Here is a 19,526-nt window from a genome sequence, read left to right on the forward strand (position 1 = left end):
TGCGCCCCTAGGGGCGCGGGGAACTGCGCGATCAGCCACAGCCGACCCGCAGTCGCCTACGGACAGCACCCCCCGCGCGGCTGCCGAGCGGCTCAAGACGCGCCGAGGCCGCGCGGATCAGACGCAACCCCCGACGGACGCAGCCCCCACGGCCGTGACTCAACCGGCTCAACCCGCGGAGCGTTTCGCACGGGGTGTGTGAGGCCAACACCTCGTGAGCGGTTCACCCGTTAGGACGTGTAGTCAGCGCACACGGCACGTTCACGGGAGTCCGGATGATCGAAACGCCGTCCCTGGTGGACCAGTACTGCCACGGCGTCCTCAGAACGGAGCTGGGCCTCGGTACCTTCGAGGCCCAGCTGGCCCGCACCGAGGGCCCGCCCGCACCGGGGACCACGCTGTTCGACACCCAGACGGGTTTCGCCGTACGGCGCTGGTGCCCACCGCTGCTCGGCCTGGAACCGCACTGCCCGCCGGCCCGATACCTGGCCCGGCGCCGGGAACTGGGCGTCCTGGAAGCGGGCCGCAGGCTGCTGCGCGGCAGCGGCATCACGACGTATCTGATCGACACCGGACTGCCCGGCGACCTCACCGGACCCATCGAGCTGGCCTCCACCGCCGCCGCCGACACCCGCGAGATCGTCCGCCTGGAACTCCTCGCCGAACAGGTCGCCGACACCTCGGGCACCGTCGAGTCCTTCCTCGCCAACCTCGCCGAGTCCGTGCACGGCGCCGCCGCGAACGCGGTCGCCTTCACCTCGGTGGCGGGCGTACGGCACGGTCTCGCGCTGGCCCCCGAGCCGCCGGGGCCCGGCGAGGTGCGGGGTGCCGCGGGCCGCTGGCTGGCGGGCCGCCGGGTGGGCGGCGAACTCTCCGACCCCGTGCTGCTACGGCATCTGCTGTGGATCGCGGTCGCCTCCGGGCTGCCCCTCCAACTGCACGCCGGACTCGGTGAACCGGGCCTGCGCATCGACCGCACCGACCCGGTCCTGCTCACCGACTTCGTGCGGGCCACCGCCGGCCTCGGCACCGACCTCGTCCTGCTGCACAGCTACCCCTACCACCGGCACGCCGCCCATCTCGCCGGGGTCTTCCCCCATGTCTTCGCCGACTCCGGCGCCGCGCTGGTACGCACCGGCGCCCGCGCGGCGACGGTCCTCGCGGAGATCCTGGAGCTGGCCCCCTTCGGCAAGATCGTCTTCTCCAGCGGGGCCCACAGCCTGCCCGAGCTGCACGTGGTGGGCGCCCGGCTGTTCCGCGAGGCGCTGGCCCGGGTGCTGGGCGGCTGGGTCGCGGAGGGCTCCTGGTCGCTGGCGGACGCACAGCGGGTGGCGGGACTGATCGCGGCAGGGAACGCGCGCAGGGTGTACGCGCTGGAGTGACGTGCGGGGGTGTACGGGGCGTCGAGGGCTGTACAGGATGGCCCCATGCTGCAGACCGACGCGTTACTGGACCGCTTCCGCACCGCCCTCGCCCCGCTCGACCCCGTCGCCGTCTGGGCCCACGGCTCGCTGGCCGGCGGCGACTACCAGGAGGGCCGCAGCGACCTCGACCTGATCGCCGTACTGCCCGCGCTCCCGCCCCGCACGGTGTGGCGGCTGGCCGAGCTGCACGCGCGGCTGCGGGCCGAGCCGCTGGCCGGGCAGCTGCACTGCACGTATCTGACGCCCTCGGCCGACCCCGGCCGCCGCCATCTCACCTGGGCGCACGAGGAGCTGTTCAAGCGGCCGGTCACGGCGGTGACCCGCCGGGAGCTGCACGACTTCGGGCGGGTGCTGCACGGAAAGCCGCCGGCGGACCTGCTGCCGCCGGTGACGGACCGGGAACTGGCCGACTTCGTGGTCCGCGACCAGCGCGACTTCTGGCGCCCCGCCGTCGACGACGCCCCGCTGTGGACCCGGGACGTGTGGGTGGACCTGGGCCTGGTGACCTTCGCCCGCGCGCGCGTGACCCTGCGCGAGGGCCGGCTGATCTCGAAGCGGGAGGCCCTGGAGCTGCTGCCCGGGCTCGGGGCGCCGGTGCCGGTCGTCGAGGACGTCCGGGGGCGCCGCTACGGCGATCCCCGGCCCGCGGTCGAGAACAGGGCCGAGCTGACCCGGGCCTACTTGGGCCCGGCGATCGACGAGCTGGTGGCGGCGTACGGCTGAGCCGGGACCTCGGGCAGTTCGCCCTCGGGGCGCTCCCGCAGCGCCAGCAGGACGCGCAGCACCGCGATCCACACCAGGGCCGAGCCGAGCATGTGCAGGCCGACCAGGAACTCGGGCAGGTCCGTGAAGTACTGGACGTACCCGATGACGCCCTGGGAGAGGAGGACCAGGAAGAGGTCGCGGGTGCGGTGCAGGGGGTTCCTGGGGGCGTCGACCGCCTTGAGGATGAACCACAGGGCGAACGTCAGCGACACCACGATCCAGGCGAGCACCGCGTGCGCCTTGGCCACGGTCTCCCAGTCCAGCGGCATCCGCTCGACCTCGCTGGAGTCGCCGGCGTGCGGCCCGGCACCGGTGACGACCGTGCCGACCAGGATCAGGAGCGCGGCGGCGGCGACCATGAACCAGACCAGCTGCTGCACCGGCTTGCCGACCAGCGGGCGGGGTGCCGTGTCGCCCTCCCGGGTGCGCTGCCACATCACGGCGGCCACTGTGATCAGGGCCGTCGTAGCGACGAAGTGCGCCGCGACGGTGTACGGGTTCAGGCCGACGAGCACGACGATGCCCCCGAGGATCGCGTTGCTCATCACGATCCAGAACTGCGCCCAGCCCAGCCGGGTCAGACTGCGCCGGTACGGCTTCTCGGAGCGCGCGGCGATGATGGCCCAGCCGACGGCCGCGCACAGCACGTAGGTGAGCATCCGGTTGCCGAACTCGATGGCACCGTGGAAGCCCATCGCGCTGGTCGTGGTCAGCGAGTCGTCCGTGCACTTCGGCCAGGTCGGACACCCGAGCCCCGACCCGGTCAGCCGCACCGCGCCGCCGGTGACCACGATGACCACCGCCATGACGAGCGCGGAGAGCGCTGCTCGCTGGACCGTCCGAGGGGTCGGGGTCCAGCGGGCGGCGATGAAGGCGAGCGGGTTGCGGAGCGCCGCCACGGCGTCGGCACGGGTCACGTTTGGCACGCCGTCCATCGTAGGCGCGTTGCTTGTGCACGCTTTCACGAGGGTGGGGGTTTCCGGGCTGTGGCTCCTGAGGCATCGATCACAGCGACCGGCGGATGCGGTCCGCCTCGGCCCTGAGCCGGCCGGCTTCCGCCTGCGCGCCGCGGTCCGCGACGCATGCGGCCAGGTGCTCGTACACGGCCATGAGGACAGGGTGATCGCAGCCGAGCGCGGTACGGAAGATATCTCCCGCATCCCTGAGTACCCGCTCGGCATCCGTGCCGCGCCCCTCGGCGCGCAGCACCGGCCCCAGTCGGGTCAGCGACTTCGCGCGGTAGTAGTGCCGCTCGCCGTAGGAGCGTCGGTAGATCTCCTCGGCCTGCTCGAGGGTGCGGCGCGCCTCGGAGATCCTCCCCTGCGCGAGCCGGAGCGAGCCCAGCTTGTTGAGACAGGCCGCGTACTTGTGCTCCTCGGCCTCACTGCGCTTGCTGTGCAGTTCCACCACCGGGCCGAGGATCGCGTCGGCGCGGGCCAGCTCCGAGCGGGCGCGGCGCAGCAGATCGAGTCGACGCACGGGTTGCAGGGTGCGCCGGGCTTCCTCCCGGTGCTGTTCGCCGCGCCGGCGCAGCACGTCGGCCAGGAACTTCGCCACCTGGGCGGTCTCGAAGTCCTCCGGCCCCCGGTGTGCCCCGAACATCTCCAGGGCCGTGGTCAGCGATTCCTCCGCCGACTGGAGCTGCCCGCGATCCTGGGCGACGATGCCGAGGTCGCGTTGCAGCATGGCGCGGAAGAGCGTGTACTCCGGCGGCTCCTGGTTCCCGCGGCTGGGGATCCGCTCCTCGGCGCGCACGTAGTGGACGACCGCCTGGGCGAGCTGGCCCGCGTTGCGATGGACCAGACCGATCTCTTGCTCGGCGACGGCCCAGTCGAGGCTTTCCTCCCGCCAGGTCTGCCCCTCGTAGATCTTCACGGCTGTCTGTACGGCTTCCAGGGCCTCCGGGAAGCGGTTGTACTCGCGCATGATGCCGCCCAGCTGCCGCTGGCACTGGGCCCTTAATCGCAGGAACGCCTCGTCCTCGTGTCCCTCGCACAGCTCCAGGGCCCGGCGGCACTCCCGCTCTGCGTCCTCCAGGCCCGCCAGCAGGTAGTGCTGGCGGGCCACGGCGTACCGGGCGCCCGCGCGGGCGAGTTCGTGGTCGTCCCCGAACTCGCGGAGCTCCGCTTCCTGTTCGAAGAAGTTGAGGGCCCGCACCCAGTCACAGCGGTGCTCCTGATATGTGCCCACCCGGTGCAGCAGACGGGCCAGCGCCTCGGGGTCCTGCGAGGCACCGAGCCCGCCGTCCGCGTCGTCGCCCCAGGCCAGCTTGTCGATGACCGCCTCGACGTGCGGCATCAGCCGTTCGCACATCAGCCGGGACGCCAGCAGGTCCGGGGTCGCCGGGAAGCATGCCTCCACGAGACGGACCGCCGCCTGGGACCACTCCAGGCGTTCGGCCAGGCTCAGCCCGTCGTGGATCAGGGTCTGCACCCGTGGGTGCATGCCGTACGCGGCTGAACCCTTGCGCCAGTCGCCGCTGCGGGTCAGCAAGGAGTGGTCCACGAGCAGCAGCACCTCCCGGGTGAAGGTGACGGGATCGGCCATGACGGCGCGCAGGCGGGCGGGCAGGACGGACCGGTGCTGGGTGAGCGTCGTCCTCTGAACGTCCTCGGAGGCCAGGAAAGCGCAAAGGCGCAGCAGGTCCACGGCGGCGGGCGAGGCCTCCGAGACCCGGGCGATGGAGAGCCGGAAGGTGCCCTCGACCGAAGCCCCGCCCGGAAGGTCACGCAGGTACTCGGCCACGGTGATCTCAGCCTGCGCGATGTAGGCCGCGGCCTGGTCCAGGGCCAGCGGCAACCAGCCCAGCTGGTGGCCCAGTTCGGTCAGGGCCCCGCGGTCCTCGTCCGTCAGCTGCTCGGCAGCGATGCCGAACCGCCGCCGCAGGAACTCGACGCCCTCCTGCTCCGGGAAGGCCCTCAGCTCCACCGGGGTCGACGGGAGGCCGGTCCAGCCCTGGTGCTGCTGGGTGGTGATGAGCACTTCGCCGTCGCCCTCGGAGGGCAACAGACTGCGCATCGAGTCGTCGTATGTGGGCCATCCGTCGTAGACGAGCAACCAGCCCCGCTGCTCGCGCAGCCGGCTCCACAGGTTCATCAGGACGACGTTCTTGCTCTCCTGATCCGGGATGCCCACGTACTGGGCGAATTCCAGGAGTTCGGTGCGCAGGGTGTCGGGCCGGGAAGCGTTGAGCCACCACGTGAGGGTGTGCCGGCTCAGCTCGCCGTGGGCATAGGACACGGCGAGCTGCGACTTGCCGGCACCGGTCGCTCCGTAGAGCAGGCACAACCGTGGCACGGGGCGTTCGTCCTTCTGCCGCCACCCCCGGGCGGGCCTCTTCAGGACGGTCACGATGCGTTCCTTCTCAGCGCCGCGGCCCGTGAAGTACATGCTGAGCATCGGGAGGTTGTTGGGCGGGCCCTGCCCCGGGCCGACTGCCTTGGGCGGTGAGTCGTCCGGTGTTCTGCGCGCCGCCACGTGAGCCGCTACCCCACCCGTCAGACCGATGACGACTGCGGCGCCCGCGGCCAGCACCCATAAAAGCGGCTCCCCGGTGTCGGCGGCCTTGACCGCCACGGAGAGAAAGGCGGCCACGAAGGCTCCAGACCCGGCTAATAAAGAGACTGTCCACGACCGCATGTCCACCCCCGAAGTGACTCCACCACCCTACGAATACTTACTCACATCTGTTGAAATGTCCTAGTGGTTGGGACGGCGCGCAGGAGCGCGTTGCGGCGGTTTCGTCCGTGTCTGAAGTGCATGTCACCATGACGCGCTGCCCGGTAACACCATGGCATCATCTTCGCTTCGCTGCATGACTTTGTGGAAGCGTGGTGGAAGCGATGGAAAAGGATCAGCTCAGTGAGGAAAGGCTGAGCGTCGCGCTCGTTCATTGGGCCTTTCCTCCATGCGTCGGCGGTGTGGAATCGCACTTGTGGGACTATTCGATGCTTCTGGCCTCGCGAGGGGTCGATGTCACTGTCCTCACCGGCACTCGGTCACCTTCCGATCCCTGTCATCCTGCCATCCGTCTCGCCTACCACTCGGCGTTGGATCTTTCACCAGACATGCCCCCGGCGGCCGATGAGCCGCCGCTCAAGGAGTGGTTCAAGGAGTGGCTACGGGGCGACAGGGCGCGCGGGGTGGGTGGCATCCGGTTGGTGCATGGCCATAATCTCCACCATTTCTCCGCGGCGCCAGCGCGTGTGCTCCGAGAACTCCGTGACGAGCTGAATCTGAGACTCCTGCACACCTACCACAGCTTGTGGCAGCCAATGGGGGGTGAGCATGTGCGGGCAGCGGAAGCCTGTCGAGGCTGGGACCGTCACTATGCCGTGTCCGACTTCCTGGCTGCCGCATGCAGAGTACGGCTGGGAGTTGAAGCGGAGCGCCGATACCTGGGCGTCAACACCAGCACCTACGCCGATGTGCCGATGTCAGGGGTGCGCCAGCAGCCCGGCCGTATGTTGCTGCCTGCGCGGCTCATCCCCGACAAGGGCGCCGAAGTCGCCATTCTCGCACTACGCCACCTTATTGCGGAACGGAAGTGGCGCATTAACCCCCGGCTGGTGCTTACGGATCCCGGGAACACGGTCGACTTTCATCGCGAGGCGGCGAATTTTCGCTCCTTCTTGGAGGAGCTTATTTGTGAGTTCGGTCTACGTGATCATGTAGAATTCGCGGTGGCTGAGTTCAAGCAAATCCGAAAAATGTATGAAGATGCGTCCGTCGTCCTCTACCCATCACTGTTCGCTGAGCCGATGGGGCTTGCGCCGCTGGAGGCGATGTGTGCAGGACGTCCAGTCGTGGCTTCGGGGATAGGTGGCCTGCAAGAGGGGATCGGGCAGGACGAGCGGGTTGGCTTCCTAGTGCCTGAGCGTAATCCGTACAAGTTGGCCGACCGACTGTCCTTGCTGCTCGAACGGCCCGAACTCGCGCACGAGATGGGCTCACGTGCCCGTCGGCATGTCATGAGCCGATTCGACCTGGAGCAGGACTACTTACGGCCGATGGTGCACGAATATCGCCGTCAGTTGGTCACAGGCATCGGCGGCGGTGGCGGTTGCTGAGCGCTCGCGGTGTAGGACAAGTTGATCACGGCAGAAATGCTCTCGGTGGTGCGCAGTCGAAGTGTCGACCGCACGAGCCCAACCCAGGTTCCTGCGCAGCCGATCGATACGAGGACGTTCACAGCGAGAGGGAAATCTCCTATCCAAATAATGTCGGCGGAGACTAACAGTACCGGAAATAGGCAAGAAGTGAGGATGTTTATTTCTGCTTCGTTGTTGTCCACCGCCAGCACCGGCGACTTCTCGCGTAGTCGGTCCTTGCAGTAGTTGAGAGCCATGAGTCTGTGATGATTCCTGTGCCCACCCCCATAATTTGGTCCAGCGTTCGGGCCGCTCGCATCTGAAGCCCGTAGGTAGTGGGCGAGCTGAGGGTGTGCCTGCAGGCAGTCATCGATAGCCTGTTCCCCGCACGTCTGATTCAACTGTGCTATGAACGTCTCTGAGTCTGGAATCTTCTCGATGAGCCCGATGAGCCAGAAAGCAAGTCCCCGAAATACGTAACCGGCGATGAAGCTGATGGCCAGTAGATTCAGGCCAAGGACGATCGCCAGCGGGGTGGATACGGATCCCGTCTCAGCCACGACAAAGGACCACAGGTTGTGTGGGTGTTGTACGTGGATCAGAGCGACAAGGCCTGCTGTGATTGTGCAAAGTCCGGGCGCGACTACGCTGACCACCTGGACCGCTGAATAGAACGAGAACTTGCGGATCACGGCTGCTGCTGCCATCGGTGACGGAAAACTCATGATCCTCCTGTCGTTTGTCACCACCCGTGCGGTCATTCGGTAGGGTGCTTCCAACCCGCGGGAAGTCCCGTCACCTCCACCTCGCCCGAGCGTGCCGTCCGGATCCTGAGCGCCGCCCCCGCCAGCCGTACGCCCTGCACGGACAGCGGTCCGATGAGGTCCGCCGGCATGGGACGGATCCGCAGTGTCTGCTCCGAGGCGTCGGGACGCAGCCCGAGCAGTGCGGCGAGGAGCGCCACGCCGGACGCGGCCGACCAGCCCTGCGGGCGGCAGGCGGCCGGGTAAGCCAGGGGAGCGGGTGAGCCGGGGGTGCGGTGGTCGCCGCCGTAGAGTTCCGGCATCCGGTAGCCGAAATGTGTCGCCGCGTCCAGGAGGCCGTCGGCGAGCGCGTAGGCCTCCCGGTGGCAGCCCGCCGCACAGAGCCCGTGGATCGCTATCGCCGTGTCATGCGTCCAGACCGAACCGCCGTGGTAGCTCATCGGGTTGTAGCCGCCCAGCTCCGCAGAGCGGCTGCGCAGTCCCCACCCGGAATTCAGCTCGCTCGCGGCCAGCCAGGCCGCCACGTCCTGACAGCCCTGCGCGTCCAGGATGCCGGTGGACAGCAACTGACCCATGTTGGACGCCGGGCCGCTGACCGGTTTGCGGCCCCGCCCGACGGCGATGGCCACATAGCGGGGGGCCGGCCCCTGCGGGGACGGCAGCCAGAACGCGTCGGCGAAGCGTTTGCGCAGCGACTCCGCCCAGGTGCGCAGCCGCTCGGACGCCTCGAAGCGGCCGCGGGACGCCAGCAGCCCGGCCAGCCCGGTCGCCGCCTCATAGGCGTATCCCTGCACCTCGCACAGCGCCAGCGGCGGCTCGATACGGCGGCCGACCGAGTCCCGCACCGCGTCCTCACTGTCCTTCCACGACTGGTGCCGGAGTCCGCCGGCGCGCGGGTAGTAGCGCAGGAAGCCGTCCTCGTCGTCGTTGCTCGTCTCCACGACCCAGTCCATGGCGCGCTCCGCGTACGGCAGCAGAGCGTCCGTCTCCGCGTCCGGCAGCCCCCAGTGCCAGGCATCCACCAGCAGGGACACGAAGAGGGGGGTCGCGTCGACCGAGCCGTAGTAGCGGGAGGGCAGACGCAGGCCGTGGCCGTGTTCGGCGTCGGCCGGGCGCAGTTCGTGAAGGATGCGGCCCGGCGCCTCCTCCCGGAACACGTCGTGCGCCGTGCCCTGACGCCGGGCCAGCGCCCACAGCGTGCCGCGGGCCAGATCGGTGCCCAGGGGCAGCATCATCCGCGCCGACCAGATGGAATCGCGACCGAAAAGCGTCAGGTACCAGGGGCATCCCGCCGCGATGAACTGGTCCTCGGGGTCCATGCGGTCGGGGTCCGCCAGACGCAGCGCGCGCAGGTCGCCGAGGCCGTGGCGCACCAGCTCCACCACGCGGCGGTCGCCCCGTACGACGGGTTCGGCCCAGGGCGCCGCGGAGCGGGGTGCGTCAGGGTGACCGGGCGGTGCGGGGACGGTCCCGCCGAGGACATCGAGCCTGATCCGCCGGGTCTCGCCGGGTCTGAGCAGCACTCGGGGCCAGGCGAACGTGCCACCCTCCGGGCCGTCGGTGACCTCCGGCACCATGTCATCGCCCGTGGCGCGGACCTCGGCACGGGCCGTGGCCGTCCGCCATTGCAGTCCGGGCCCGTCCGGCAGGACGGTGGAGCGTACGGCGGTCGCCGCGTCGCCGCGCTTGACGAGAGAGATGTCCGCGAGGTCGGTGGCGACAGCCAGCTCCACGCGTAATCGACGGGTCGTGACGCCGACGTTCCGCAGGAGAACCGTCTCGCCCTGCCCGGCCGTGCGCACCCGCTCGATGATCACCGTCGGGGCGTCCGTGCGGGCCCCGTGATAGCGGTGGACGGAAGTGAAACGCACCCGGTCCGGGCCCAGTTGCTGGAGTCCTATCGGCTCGGGCTCCCGGCCGTCCACCAGCAGGCATGCGGTGTGCAGGAGCCTGCGGTCATGGCCGTAGAAACCGTCCACGCGTACCCCGCGCAGTTGCCCGTCCCGTGGAGAGGCGACGAAGGACGGGGCCGCGACGCAGATCACCACGTCGTGCAGCAGGGGCTGGAGAGCTCGCACACTCGACGAATCCGCGGACTCGAACATTGGGCGACTCTTCCCGTTCCCCGCGAAAGTCACTCCCAGCGGAAGAACTTCCCGGCCAACGCCAGCCCCACGACCCCCCACCCCGCAAGGATCCCCAGATCCCCCCACGGGACCCCGGCCCCGTGCAGCAGTACGTCCCGCAGGCCGTTCGAGAGGGCTGTGATCGGCAGCAGGCTCAGGATGTCCTGGGTGGTCTGGGAGAACCGGTCGAGCGGGACCATGACGCCGCCGCTGACCAGCAGGAGCAGGAAGACCAGGTTGGCGGCGGCCAGGGTGGCCTCGGCCTTGAGGGTGCCGGCCATCAGGAGGCCGAGGCCCGAGAAGGCCGCCGTGCCGAGCAGCAGGAGGAGCGCGACGGACAGTGGGTTGCCGTGCGGGGACCAGCCCAGGGCGAGGGCGATCGCCGTGAGCAGCACCACTTGCAGGATCTCCGTCACCAGGACCGACGCGGTCTTCGCCGTCATCAGGGCCCAGCGGGGGAGGGGGGAGCTGGCCAGGCGCTTCAGGACGCCGTACCGGCGCTCGAAGCCCGTGGCGATCGCCTGCCCGGTGAAGGCCGTGGACATGACCGCGAGGGCGAGGACACCGGGAGCGAGGAAGTCCACCGCCTCGGCCTGGCCCGTGTCGATGATGTCCACCGAGCTGAACAGGACCAGCACCAGGGTCGGGATCACCACCGTCAGCAGGAGTTGCTCACCGTTGCGCAGGAGCATCTTGGTCTCCAGCGCCGCCTGGGTCGCGATCATGCGTCCCAGGGGGGCCGCGCCCGGCTTCGGGGCGTAGGTGCCGGTGGCCGTCATGCGCGCAGTTCCTTGCCTGTCAGTTCCAGGAAGACGTCTTCCAGGGTGTGCCGTTCCACCGAGATCTTCTCCGGCATGACGCCGTGCTGGGCGCACCAGGACGTGACCGTGGCCAGGAGCTGGGGGTCGACCTTGCCGATGACCCGGTAGGAGCCGGGTGTCAGCTCCGCCGCCGTGCAGTCGGCGGGGAGGGCCTTCAGGAGGGACCCGACGTCGAGGCCGGGACGGCCCATGAAGCGCAGGGTGTTCTCGGCGCCGCCGCGGCACAGCTCCTCGGGCGTGCCCTGGGCGATGACCCGGCCGCCGTCGATGATCGCCACGTCGTCGGCGAGCTGCTCGGCCTCGTCCATGTGGTGCGTGGTGAGGATGACCGAGACGCCGTCCGACCGCAGGTCACGGACCAGGTCCCAGGTGGCCCTGCGGGCCTGTGGGTCGAGGCCCGCCGTCGGCTCGTCCAGGAACACCAGTTCCGGGCGGCCCACCACGGCCATCGCGAGCGCGAGGCGCTGCTGCTGGCCGCCGGACAGCCTGCGGTACGTCGTCCGGCCGCAGCTGTCCAGACCCAGGCGCTCGATCAGCGCGTCCACGTCCAGCGGGTGCGCGTGCAGTCCTGCCACGTGCCGCAGCATCTCGTCGGCCCGGGCACCCGAGTACACGCCCCCGGACTGGAGCATCACGCCGATCCTCGGGTGCAGCTCACGCGCCTGTCGCACCGGGTCGAGGCCCAGGACGCGTACCGTGCCGGAGTCCGGCTTCCGGTAGCCCTCGCAGGTCTCGACGGTGGTCGTCTTGCCCGCCCCGTTGGGCCCGAGTACGGCGGTCACGCCCGCCCGGGCCACCAGATCGAGGCCGTCCACGGCGGTCTTCGTGCCGTACCGCTTCACCAGGGCGTGGACCTGGACCACGGGCTCACTTCGCATGGGCCCGAGTCTAGGTTCGCGGCCCGCGCGTCGGTCGGCCGGGTGCGAGATCTCCACCGTCGGGGGACTCGTGGGCGCCCGCCGGTCTCCCGCGCCGCCTAGAACTCCTCGCGTGAGCGGTGCAACGGCAGCCAGCGTTCGGCGTAGGCCACCGCGTCGGTGACCGGGAACAGCCGGGCCTCTGCCGCGCCCACCGTTCCCCGTACGACGACGCCGGTGTCCCGCTCGAAGTCGTACCCGAGTTCGTCGAAGCGGTCCGAGGTGATCGAGACCTCGGTGACGACCTCCCAGCCGGACGGTCCGGGGCGGCCGACCTTCACCAGCGGGCTCGGGACGCGGTACTCGGCGAGGTGGAAGCTCGTGCAGGTGTCGTAGCCGGCGCCGAGGAGCAGCACGCGCGCGTGGAGGTCCTCCAGGCGGGCCAGCGGGCTGCGCTCGCCGAGCCGGCAGTCGGGGGCGTGGCCGTCCAGGACGGCACGCGCGCGGGGGCCGATCGCCGCGAACGAGGTCTGGGGGTGGGCGCTCCTGAGGGCGCCGGGCCAGGTGCGCACGGTCTCCGGGATCACGCCGACCCCGCGCGAGGGCGTCACGAGGGGGTCGTAGGCGGGCATGGTCGCGCGGACGGTGTCCCACCAGTCCTCGGGGACCGGCGGGTTGCTCCACACCGCCGGGTCCGAGAGGTCACCGCTCTGGGTGGGGACCACGAGGGTGCCGTCCGGGCCGAGGACGTCCAGCAGTCCCTGGACCACCGCGACGGGGCCGCCGCAGACCCAGCCGAGGGCGCTCAGGGAGGAGTGCAGGAGGAGGGTTTCGCCGCTTCTGACACCCAGCTCGCGCAGCTGCCCTGCGAGGGTGTCGCGGGTGACAAGTGGGCCGGTGGGAGGTGGTGTCGGCATGGTTCGGGAGTGTCCCTGACAGAACTGCCGGACGCCACCGGTTTGATCGATCAAAGATCGTTTCCGCAGGTCAGGTTAGGGATGCCTAAGTGACGCAGGGCACCGTCCGGCGGGCCGGACGCGGCTTGCCCGGTCCTGAGGAATTACGCAACAATGGCGTTGTGAAAAACGTCGGCGAGGTTCGGGAGACCCCCACGGGGGCCCCTCAGGAGGAGCTCGCGACCGGTGAGCGGTCCACCCGCAACCGCGTCGCGCGATCCATCCTGGACCACGGCCCGTCGACCGTCACCGAGCTGGCCGGGCGGCTGGGGCTCACCCCCGCTGCCGTACGGCGTCACCTGGACGCGCTCGTGGCCGACGAGGTCGTGGAGGCCCGGGAGCAGCGGGTGTACGGCGCGCGCACGCGCGGGCGCCCCGCCAAGGTCTTCGCGCTCACCGACTGCGGCCGGGACGCCTTCGACCAGTCCTACGACAAGCTCGCCGCGGACGCCCTGCGCTGGATCCAGGAGCGGTTCGGCGGGGACGAGGCGGTCGTCGCCTTCGCGCGCGCGAGGATCGCCGCGCAGGCCGAGGAGTACCGCAAGGCCGTCGAGACCGCCGCCCCCGAAGAGCGCACCGAAGCCCTGGCCAAGGCCCTGAGCGCGGACGGGTACGCTGCTACGGCGCGGAGCGCACCGGTCGGCGAGCAGCTCTGCCAGCACCACTGCCCGGTGGCCCATGTCGCGGAGAAGTTCCCCCAGCTCTGTGAGGCGGAGACCGAGATCTTCTCCCAGCTGCTGGGAACCCATGTCCAGCGACTGGCGACCATCGCGCACGGCGACGGCGTCTGCACGACGTTCATCCCCAAGATTTCCCACGCTGATCACACCACCGATATCGCATCTGCAAGCACGGCCGGGAGGAACCCCGCATGACTCTCCCCACGGAGACTGCCCACCCCGAACTCGAGGGCCTGGGTAAGTACGAATACGGCTGGGCCGACTCCGACACGGCCGGCGCCTCTGCGAAGCGCGGCATCAACGAAGACGTCGTCCGCGACATCTCCGCGAAGAAGAGCGAGCCGGAGTGGATGACCAAGCTCCGCCTCAAGGGTCTGCGCCTGTTCGACAAGAAGCCCATGCCGAACTGGGGCTCCGACCTCTCCGGCATCGACTTCGACAACATCAAGTACTTCGTGCGCTCCACGGAGAAGCAGGCGGAGTCCTGGGAGGACCTGCCCGAGGACATCAAGAACACGTACGACAAGCTCGGCATCCCCGAGGCGGAGAAGCAGCGCCTCGTCGCCGGTGTCGCGGCCCAGTACGAGTCCGAGGTCGTCTACCACCAGATCCGCGAGGACTTGGAGGAGCAGGGCGTCATCTTCCTCGACACCGACACCGCCCTCAAGGAGCACCCGGAGCTCTTCAAGGAGTACTTCGGCACCGTCATCCCGGTCGGCGACAACAAGTTCGCGTCGCTGAACACCGCGGTGTGGTCCGGTGGTTCCTTCATCTACGTGCCGAAGGGCGTGCACGTCGAGATCCCGCTCCAGGCCTACTTCCGGATCAACACCGAGAACATGGGCCAGTTCGAGCGGACGCTGATCATCGTCGACGAGGACGCCTACGTCCACTACGTCGAGGGCTGTACGGCGCCGATCTACAAGTCGGACTCCCTGCACTCCGCGGTCGTCGAGATCATCGTGAAGAAGGGCGCCCGCTGCCGGTACACGACCATCCAGAACTGGTCGAACAACGTCTACAACCTGGTCACCAAGCGCGCCGTGGCGTACGAGGGCGCGACCATGGAGTGGATCGACGGCAACATCGGCTCCAAGGTCACCATGAAGTACCCGGCCGTCTACCTGATGGGCGAGCACGCCAAGGGCGAGACCCTGTCCATCGCCTTCGCGGGCGAGGGCCAGCACCAGGACGCCGGCTCCAAGATGGTCCACATGGCGCCGAACACGTCGTCCAACATCGTGTCGAAGTCCGTCGCGCGCGGTGGCGGCCGCACCTCCTACCGCGGTCTCGTCGAGATCGGCGAGGGTGCCGCCGGATCCAAGTCGAACGTGCTGTGCGACGCGCTGCTCGTCGACACCATCTCCCGCTCCGACACGTACCCCTACGTGGACGTCCGTGAGGACGACGTGTCCATGGGCCACGAGGCGACCGTCTCCAAGGTCTCCGAGGACCAGCTCTTCTACCTGATGAGCCGCGGTCTCTCCGAGTTCGAGGCGATGGCCATGATCGTGCGCGGCTTCGTCGAGCCCATCGCGAAGGAGCTGCCGATGGAGTACGCGCTGGAACTCAACCGGCTGATCGAGCTCCAGATGGAAGGCGCGGTCGGCTAAGCGACCGCCGTCCATCCAGTCACTTACGTAGGAAGAGAGCAGACCGACAGCCATGGCTGAGGCTCAGAACATCCCGGTGGGGTCCACCACCGCCGGCTCGATCGCGGTGGCCGCCGAGTCGACCGTCGCCACGCGCATGAGCGCGCCCCCGTCCTTCGACGTGCAGGACTTCCCGGTCCCGCACGGCCGCGAGGAGGAGTGGCGGTTCACCCCGCTGGAGCGCCTGCGCGGGCTGCACGACGGCACCGCGGTCGCCACCGGCGAAGGCGTGACGGTGGACGTGCAGGCCCCCGAGGGCGTCACCGTCGAGACCGTCGGCCGTGACGACGCCCGGATCGGCAGGGCGGGCACCCCGGTGGACCGCGTCGCCGCCCAGGCGTACTCGTCCTTCGAGAAGGCCGGCGTGGTCACCGTCCCCAAGGAGACGGTCCTCACCGAGCCGATCCGCATCGCCGTGCACGGCGAGGGCGGGGTGCGCTTCGGCCACCAGGTCGTCGAGCTCGGAGCCTTCGCCGAGGCCGTCGTCGTCATCGACCACACCGGTGACGCCGTGCTCGCCGCCAACGTCGACTACATCCTGGGCGACGGCGCCAAGCTCACCGTCGTCTCCGTCCAGGACTGGGACGACAAGGCCGTGCACGTGGCCCAGCACAACGCCCTCATCGGGCGGGACGCGAGCTTCAAGTCGGTCGTGGTGACCTTCGGCGGCGACCTGGTACGTCTGCACCCGCGGGTCTCCTACGCCGGCCCCGGCGGCGAGGCCGAGCTGTTCGGGATCTACTTCACCGACCAGGGCCAGCACCAGGAGCACCGCCTCCTCGTCGACCACAACACCCCGCACTGCAAGTCCAACGTCGTCTACAAGGGCGCGCTCCAGGGCGACGACGCGCACGCGGTGTGGATCGGTGACGTGCTCATCGAGGCCAAGGCCGAGGGCACCGACACCTACGAGATGAACCGCAACCTCGTCCTCACCGACGGCGCCCGGGTCGACTCCGTGCCCAACCTGGAGATCGAGACCGGCGAGATCGTCGGCGCCGGCCACGCGAGCGCGACCGGCCGCTTCGACGACGAGCAGCTCTTCTACCTGATGGCCCGTGGCATCCCGGCCGACGAGGCCCGCCGACTGGTGGTCCGCGGCTTCTTCGCCGAGCTGGTCCAGCAGATCGGTGTCGACGACATCGAAGAGCGCCTCCTCGTGAAGATCGACGAGGAGCTGGAGGCCACCGTCTGATGGCCGCCTTCGTACGCGCCTGCGGGCTGAGCGAGCTGGAGGAGGACACCCCGAAGCGGGTGGAACTCGACGGCACGCCGGTCTCCCTCGTGAAGACCGAGGGGGAGGTGTTCGCGATCAACGACATCTGCTCCCACGCCAACGTCTCGCTCTCCGAGGGCGAGGTGGAGGACTGCCAGATCGAGTGCTGGCTGCACGGCTCCGCGTTCGACCTCCGCACCGGCAAGCCGTCCGGCCTTCCCGCGACGCGCCCCGTCCCCGTATACCCCGTAAAGATCGAAGGGGACGACGTGCTCGTCTCCCTCAACCAGGAGTCCTGAGGCAATCCATGGCAACGCTTGAAATCCGCGACCTGCACGTCACCGTCGAGGCCGACAACGCCACGAAGGAGATCCTCAAGGGCGTCGACCTGACCGTGAAGCAGGGCGAGACGCACGCCATCATGGGCCCCAACGGCTCCGGCAAGTCGACCCTCGCCTACTCCCTCGCCGGTCACCCGAAGTACACCATCACCGGCGGCACCGTCACCCTTGACGGCGAGGACGTCCTGGAGATGGAGGTCGACGAGCGCGCCCGCGCGGGCCTGTTCCTGGCGATGCAGTACCCCGTCGAGGTCCCCGGCGTCTCGGTCTCCAACTTCCTGCGCACCTCCGCCACCGCCGTCCGCGGCGAGGCCCCCAAGCTGCGCACCTGGGTGAAGGAGGTCAAGGAGGCCATGGAGCGCCTTCACATGGACTCCTCCTTCGCCGAGCGCAACGTCAACGAGGGCTTCTCCGGCGGTGAGAAGAAGCGCCACGAGATCCTCCAGCTGGAGCTCCTCAAGCCGAAGATCGCTATCCTCGACGAGACCGACTCCGGCCTCGACGTCGACGCCCTGCGCGTCGTCTCCGAGGGCGTCAACCGTGTCCGCGAGACCGGCGAGGTCGGCACCCTGCTGATCACGCACTACACGCGCATCCTGCGCTACATCAAGCCCGACTTCGTCCACGTCTTCTCCGGCGGCCGGATCGTCGAGTCCGGCGGTGCCGAGCTCGCCGACAAGTTGGAGAACGAGGGCTACGAGGCATACACGAAGGGTGGCGTATCCGCGTGACACAGCTGCCGGGCCTCCTCGACACCGAGGCGATCCGCAAGGACTTCCCGATCCTGGACCGCCTGGTCCACGACGACCGGAAGCTCGTGTACCTGGACAACGCGGCGACCTCGCAGAAGCCGCGCCAGGTGCTGGACGCCCTGAGCGAGTACTACGAGCGCTACAACGCCAACGTCCACCGCGGTGTGCATGTGCTCGCCGAGGAGGCCACGGCGCTGTACGAGGGCGCGCGCGACAAGGTCGCCGCGTTCATCAACGCGCCGAGCCGCGACGAGGTGATCTTCACCAAGAACGCCTCCGAGTCGCTCAACCTCGTGGCGAACATGCTGGGCTGGGCCGACGAGCCCTACCGCGTGGACTCCGAGACCGAGATCGTCATCACCGAGATGGAGCACCACTCCAACATCGTGCCGTGGCAGCTGCTGGCGCAGCGCACGGGCGCGAAGCTGAAGTGGTTCGGGCTGACCGACGACGGCCGTCTCGACCTGTCCAACATCGACGAGATCATCACCGAGAAGACGAAGATCGTCTCCTTCGTGTTGGTCTCCAACATCCTGGGCACGGTCAACCCGGTCGAGGCGATCGTCCGCCGCGCGCAGGAGGTCGGTGCGCTCGTCTGCATCGACGCCTCGCAGGCCGCGCCGCACATGCCGCTGGACGTCCAGGCGCTCCAGGCCGACTTCGTGGCCTTCACCGGCCACAAGATGTGCGGCCCGACCGGCATCGGCGTGCTGTGGGGACGGCAGGAACTCCTCGAGGACCTGCCCCCGTTCCTCGGCGGCGGCGAGATGATCGAGACCGTGTCGATGCACTCGTCGACCTACGCTCCCGCCCCGCACAAGTTCGAGGCGGGCACGCCCCCGATCGCGCAGGCGGTGGGTCTGGGCGCGGCGATCGACTACCTCCAGTCGATCGGCATGGACAAGATCCTCGCCCATGAGCACGCGCTGACCGAGTACGCGGTCAAGCGGCTGACGGAGGTCCCCGACCTCAGGATCATCGGCCCGACCACGGCCGAGGACCGGGGCGCGGCGATCTCCTTCACGCTCGGCGACATCCACCCCCATGACGTGGGCCAGGTCCTCGACGAGGAGGGCATCGCGGTCCGGGTCGGCCACCACTGCGCGCGGCCGGTCTGTCTGCGGTACGGAATTCCCGCGACCACGCGAGCGTCGTTCTATCTGTACTCCACGCCCGCCGAGATCGACGCACTGGTCGAGGGGCTGGAGCACGTACGGAACTTCTTCGGCTGAGGGGCGTGCTGAAACCGTGAAGCTGGACTCGATGTACCAGGAAGTCATCCTGGACCACTACAAGCACCCGCACGGGCGTGGTCTGAGGGACGGCGACGCCGAGGTGCACCACGTGAACCCGACGTGCGGCGACGAGATCACCCTCCGCGTGAAGTACGACGGCACAAGGATCGCGGACGTCTCGTACGAGGGACAGGGCTGCTCGATCAGCCAGGCCTCGGCCTCCGTCCTGAACGATCTGCTGGTCGGCAAGGACCTCGCCGAGGCGCAGCGGATCCAGGAGACCTTCCTGGAGCTGATGCAGTCCAAGGGGAAGATCGAGCCCGACGACGCGATGGAGGAGGTGCTGGAGGACGCGGTCGCGTTCTCCGGTGTCTCCAAGTACCCGGCCCGGGTCAAGTGCGCCCTCCTCAGCTGGATGGCGTGGAAGGACGCGACGGCCCAGGCGCTGGACGCCGGCGCCGACGCCGAAAGGAAGACGGCATGAGCGAGACAGTTGAGATGAAGCCGGCCTCCGAGGAGGAGGTCCGCGAGGCGCTGTACGACGTCGTCGACCCCGAGCTGGGCATCGACGTGGTCAACCTCGGCCTGATCTACGGCATCCACATCGACGACGCGAACATCGCGACCCTCGACATGACCCTGACCTCGGCGGCCTGTCCGCTGACGGACGTCATCGAGGACCAGGCCAAGTCCGCCACGGACGGCCTCGTCAGCGAACTCCGCATCAACTGGGTGTGGATGCCGCCGTGGGGCCCGGACAAGATCACGGACGACGGACGCGAGCAGCTGAGGGCGCTCGGGTTCAACGTCTGAGGTTCTCAGGCTGTGACGAAAGCGGCGGCACCCT

18 protein-coding genes are annotated in these 19,526 nt (G+C 69.1%); 11 read left to right on the top strand and 7 right to left on the bottom strand.

Annotation, left to right across the window (positions count from 1 at the left end):
• Positions 1-275 precede the first annotated feature (275 nt).
• Positions 276-1,382 carry an amidohydrolase family protein gene (locus H295_RS0122555; protein WP_020137622.1) on the top strand — a complete coding sequence of 369 codons (1,107 nt, stop codon included), beginning with the start codon at positions 276-278 and terminating at the stop codon, positions 1,380-1,382.
• 45 nt (positions 1,383-1,427) lie between these two features.
• Positions 1,428-2,147: a nucleotidyltransferase domain-containing protein gene (locus H295_RS0122560; protein ID WP_020137623.1), complete on the top strand. Its 720-nt coding sequence runs from the start codon at positions 1,428-1,430 to the stop codon at positions 2,145-2,147.
• On the opposite strand, the gene H295_RS0122565 is transcribed toward H295_RS0122560, so the two are convergent.
• Complete coding sequence (locus H295_RS0122565; RefSeq protein ID WP_078616723.1) at positions 2,102-3,124, bottom strand: COX15/CtaA family protein; 1,023 nt, start codon at positions 3,122-3,124, stop codon at positions 2,102-2,104. The genes H295_RS0122560 and H295_RS0122565 overlap by 46 nt on opposite strands.
• 70 nt (positions 3,125-3,194) lie before the next feature.
• Positions 3,195-5,783, bottom strand: coding sequence for a tetratricopeptide repeat protein (locus tag H295_RS0122570; RefSeq protein ID WP_020137625.1), 2,589 nt, complete (start codon positions 5,781-5,783; stop codon positions 3,195-3,197).
• Between the two features lie 248 nt (positions 5,784-6,031).
• Here H295_RS0122570 and H295_RS45000 point away from each other — a divergent pair, with 248 nt between their 5' ends.
• On the top strand, positions 6,032-7,258 hold the full coding sequence (locus H295_RS45000) for a glycosyltransferase family 4 protein (RefSeq protein WP_063741194.1): 1,227 nt from the start codon (positions 6,032-6,034) through the stop codon (positions 7,256-7,258).
• On the opposite strand, the gene H295_RS47230 is transcribed toward H295_RS45000, so the two are convergent.
• The 5 genes from H295_RS47230 to H295_RS0122595 form a co-directional block, all read right to left on the bottom strand.
• The gene (locus H295_RS47230; RefSeq protein WP_158691061.1) at positions 7,219-8,004 is read right to left on the bottom strand and encodes a hypothetical protein; all 786 of its coding nucleotides are present in this window, start codon (positions 8,002-8,004) and stop codon (positions 7,219-7,221) included. The genes H295_RS45000 and H295_RS47230 overlap by 40 nt on opposite strands.
• A gap of 32 nt (positions 8,005-8,036) precedes the next feature.
• Positions 8,037-10,148: a glycogen debranching N-terminal domain-containing protein gene (locus tag H295_RS43465; RefSeq protein WP_020137628.1), complete on the bottom strand. Its 2,112-nt coding sequence runs from the start codon at positions 10,146-10,148 to the stop codon at positions 8,037-8,039.
• 29 nt (positions 10,149-10,177) lie between these two features.
• Positions 10,178-10,948 (bottom strand): ABC transporter permease, encoded by a 771-nt coding sequence (locus H295_RS0122585; RefSeq protein WP_020137629.1) that lies wholly within the window; start codon positions 10,946-10,948, stop codon positions 10,178-10,180.
• On the bottom strand, positions 10,945-11,868 hold the full coding sequence (locus H295_RS0122590; RefSeq protein ID WP_078616725.1) for an ABC transporter ATP-binding protein: 924 nt from the start codon (positions 11,866-11,868) through the stop codon (positions 10,945-10,947). The genes H295_RS0122585 and H295_RS0122590 overlap by 4 nt, the downstream gene beginning before the upstream one ends.
• Positions 11,869-11,966: 98 nt before the next feature.
• Complete coding sequence (locus tag H295_RS0122595) at positions 11,967-12,764, bottom strand: aminoglycoside N(3)-acetyltransferase (protein WP_020137631.1); 798 nt, start codon at positions 12,762-12,764, stop codon at positions 11,967-11,969.
• Positions 12,765-12,925: 161 nt separating this feature from the next.
• Here H295_RS0122595 and H295_RS0122600 point away from each other — a divergent pair, with 161 nt between their 5' ends.
• From H295_RS0122600 to H295_RS0122635, 8 genes are read left to right on the top strand one after another with little or no spacing between them, the layout of a single operon-like run.
• Entirely contained in the window at positions 12,926-13,678 is a 753-nt protein-coding gene (locus H295_RS0122600; protein WP_020137632.1) for a helix-turn-helix transcriptional regulator, read from the top strand.
• Positions 13,675-15,096 carry a Fe-S cluster assembly protein SufB gene (sufB, locus tag H295_RS0122605; RefSeq protein WP_020137633.1) on the top strand — a complete coding sequence of 474 codons (1,422 nt, stop codon included), beginning with the start codon at positions 13,675-13,677 and terminating at the stop codon, positions 15,094-15,096. The genes H295_RS0122600 and sufB overlap by 4 nt, the downstream gene beginning before the upstream one ends.
• Positions 15,097-15,148: 52 nt before the next feature.
• Positions 15,149-16,330, top strand: coding sequence for a Fe-S cluster assembly protein SufD (gene sufD / locus H295_RS0122610; protein ID WP_020137634.1), 1,182 nt, complete (start codon positions 15,149-15,151; stop codon positions 16,328-16,330).
• Entirely contained in the window at positions 16,330-16,650 is a 321-nt protein-coding gene (locus tag H295_RS0122615; protein ID WP_020137635.1) for a non-heme iron oxygenase ferredoxin subunit, read from the top strand. Before sufD ends, H295_RS0122615 begins: the two co-directional genes overlap by 1 nt.
• Before the next feature lie 8 nt (positions 16,651-16,658).
• The gene (sufC, locus tag H295_RS0122620) at positions 16,659-17,423 is read left to right on the top strand and encodes a Fe-S cluster assembly ATPase SufC (RefSeq protein WP_020137636.1); all 765 of its coding nucleotides are present in this window, start codon (positions 16,659-16,661) and stop codon (positions 17,421-17,423) included.
• On the top strand, positions 17,420-18,676 hold the full coding sequence (locus tag H295_RS0122625) for a cysteine desulfurase (protein ID WP_020137637.1): 1,257 nt from the start codon (positions 17,420-17,422) through the stop codon (positions 18,674-18,676). The genes sufC and H295_RS0122625 overlap by 4 nt, the downstream gene beginning before the upstream one ends.
• 16 nt (positions 18,677-18,692) lie before the next feature.
• The gene (gene sufU / locus H295_RS0122630; protein ID WP_020137638.1) at positions 18,693-19,163 is read left to right on the top strand and encodes a Fe-S cluster assembly sulfur transfer protein SufU; all 471 of its coding nucleotides are present in this window, start codon (positions 18,693-18,695) and stop codon (positions 19,161-19,163) included.
• Positions 19,160-19,492 carry a metal-sulfur cluster assembly factor gene (locus tag H295_RS0122635; protein ID WP_028809645.1) on the top strand — a complete coding sequence of 111 codons (333 nt, stop codon included), beginning with the start codon at positions 19,160-19,162 and terminating at the stop codon, positions 19,490-19,492. The genes sufU and H295_RS0122635 overlap by 4 nt, the downstream gene beginning before the upstream one ends.
• Positions 19,493-19,526 lie beyond the last annotated feature (34 nt).

It is taken from the genome of Streptomyces sp. 351MFTsu5.1, from assembly GCF_000383655.1.
Lineage (GTDB): Bacteria > Actinomycetota > Actinomycetes > Streptomycetales > Streptomycetaceae > Streptomyces > Streptomyces griseorubiginosus.

Excerpts from the sequence above, each read along its gene's own strand:
- H295_RS0122555 (WP_020137622.1), top strand. The coding sequence starts at position 276 with ATGATCGAAACGCCGTCCCTGGTGGACCAGTACTGCCACGGCGTCCTC.
- H295_RS0122560 (WP_020137623.1), top strand. The coding sequence starts at position 1,428 with ATGCTGCAGACCGACGCGTTACTGGACCGCTTCCGCACCGCCCTCGCC.
- H295_RS0122565 (WP_078616723.1), bottom strand. The coding sequence starts at position 3,124 with ATGGACGGCGTGCCAAACGTGACCCGTGCCGACGCCGTGGCGGCGCTC.
- H295_RS45000 (WP_063741194.1), top strand. The coding sequence starts at position 6,032 with ATGGAAAAGGATCAGCTCAGTGAGGAAAGGCTGAGCGTCGCGCTCGTT.
- H295_RS47230 (WP_158691061.1), bottom strand. The coding sequence starts at position 8,004 with ATGAGTTTTCCGTCACCGATGGCAGCAGCAGCCGTGATCCGCAAGTTC.
- H295_RS43465 (WP_020137628.1), bottom strand. The coding sequence starts at position 10,148 with ATGTTCGAGTCCGCGGATTCGTCGAGTGTGCGAGCTCTCCAGCCCCTG.
- H295_RS0122585 (WP_020137629.1), bottom strand. The coding sequence starts at position 10,948 with ATGACGGCCACCGGCACCTACGCCCCGAAGCCGGGCGCGGCCCCCCTG.
- H295_RS0122590 (WP_078616725.1), bottom strand. The coding sequence starts at position 11,868 with ATGCGAAGTGAGCCCGTGGTCCAGGTCCACGCCCTGGTGAAGCGGTAC.
- H295_RS0122595 (WP_020137631.1), bottom strand. The coding sequence starts at position 12,764 with ATGCCGACACCACCTCCCACCGGCCCACTTGTCACCCGCGACACCCTC.
- sufB (WP_020137633.1), top strand. The coding sequence starts at position 13,675 with ATGACTCTCCCCACGGAGACTGCCCACCCCGAACTCGAGGGCCTGGGT.
- sufD (WP_020137634.1), top strand. The coding sequence starts at position 15,149 with ATGGCTGAGGCTCAGAACATCCCGGTGGGGTCCACCACCGCCGGCTCG.
- H295_RS0122615 (WP_020137635.1), top strand. The coding sequence starts at position 16,330 with ATGGCCGCCTTCGTACGCGCCTGCGGGCTGAGCGAGCTGGAGGAGGAC.
- sufC (WP_020137636.1), top strand. The coding sequence starts at position 16,659 with ATGGCAACGCTTGAAATCCGCGACCTGCACGTCACCGTCGAGGCCGAC.
- H295_RS0122635 (WP_028809645.1), top strand. The coding sequence starts at position 19,160 with ATGAGCGAGACAGTTGAGATGAAGCCGGCCTCCGAGGAGGAGGTCCGC.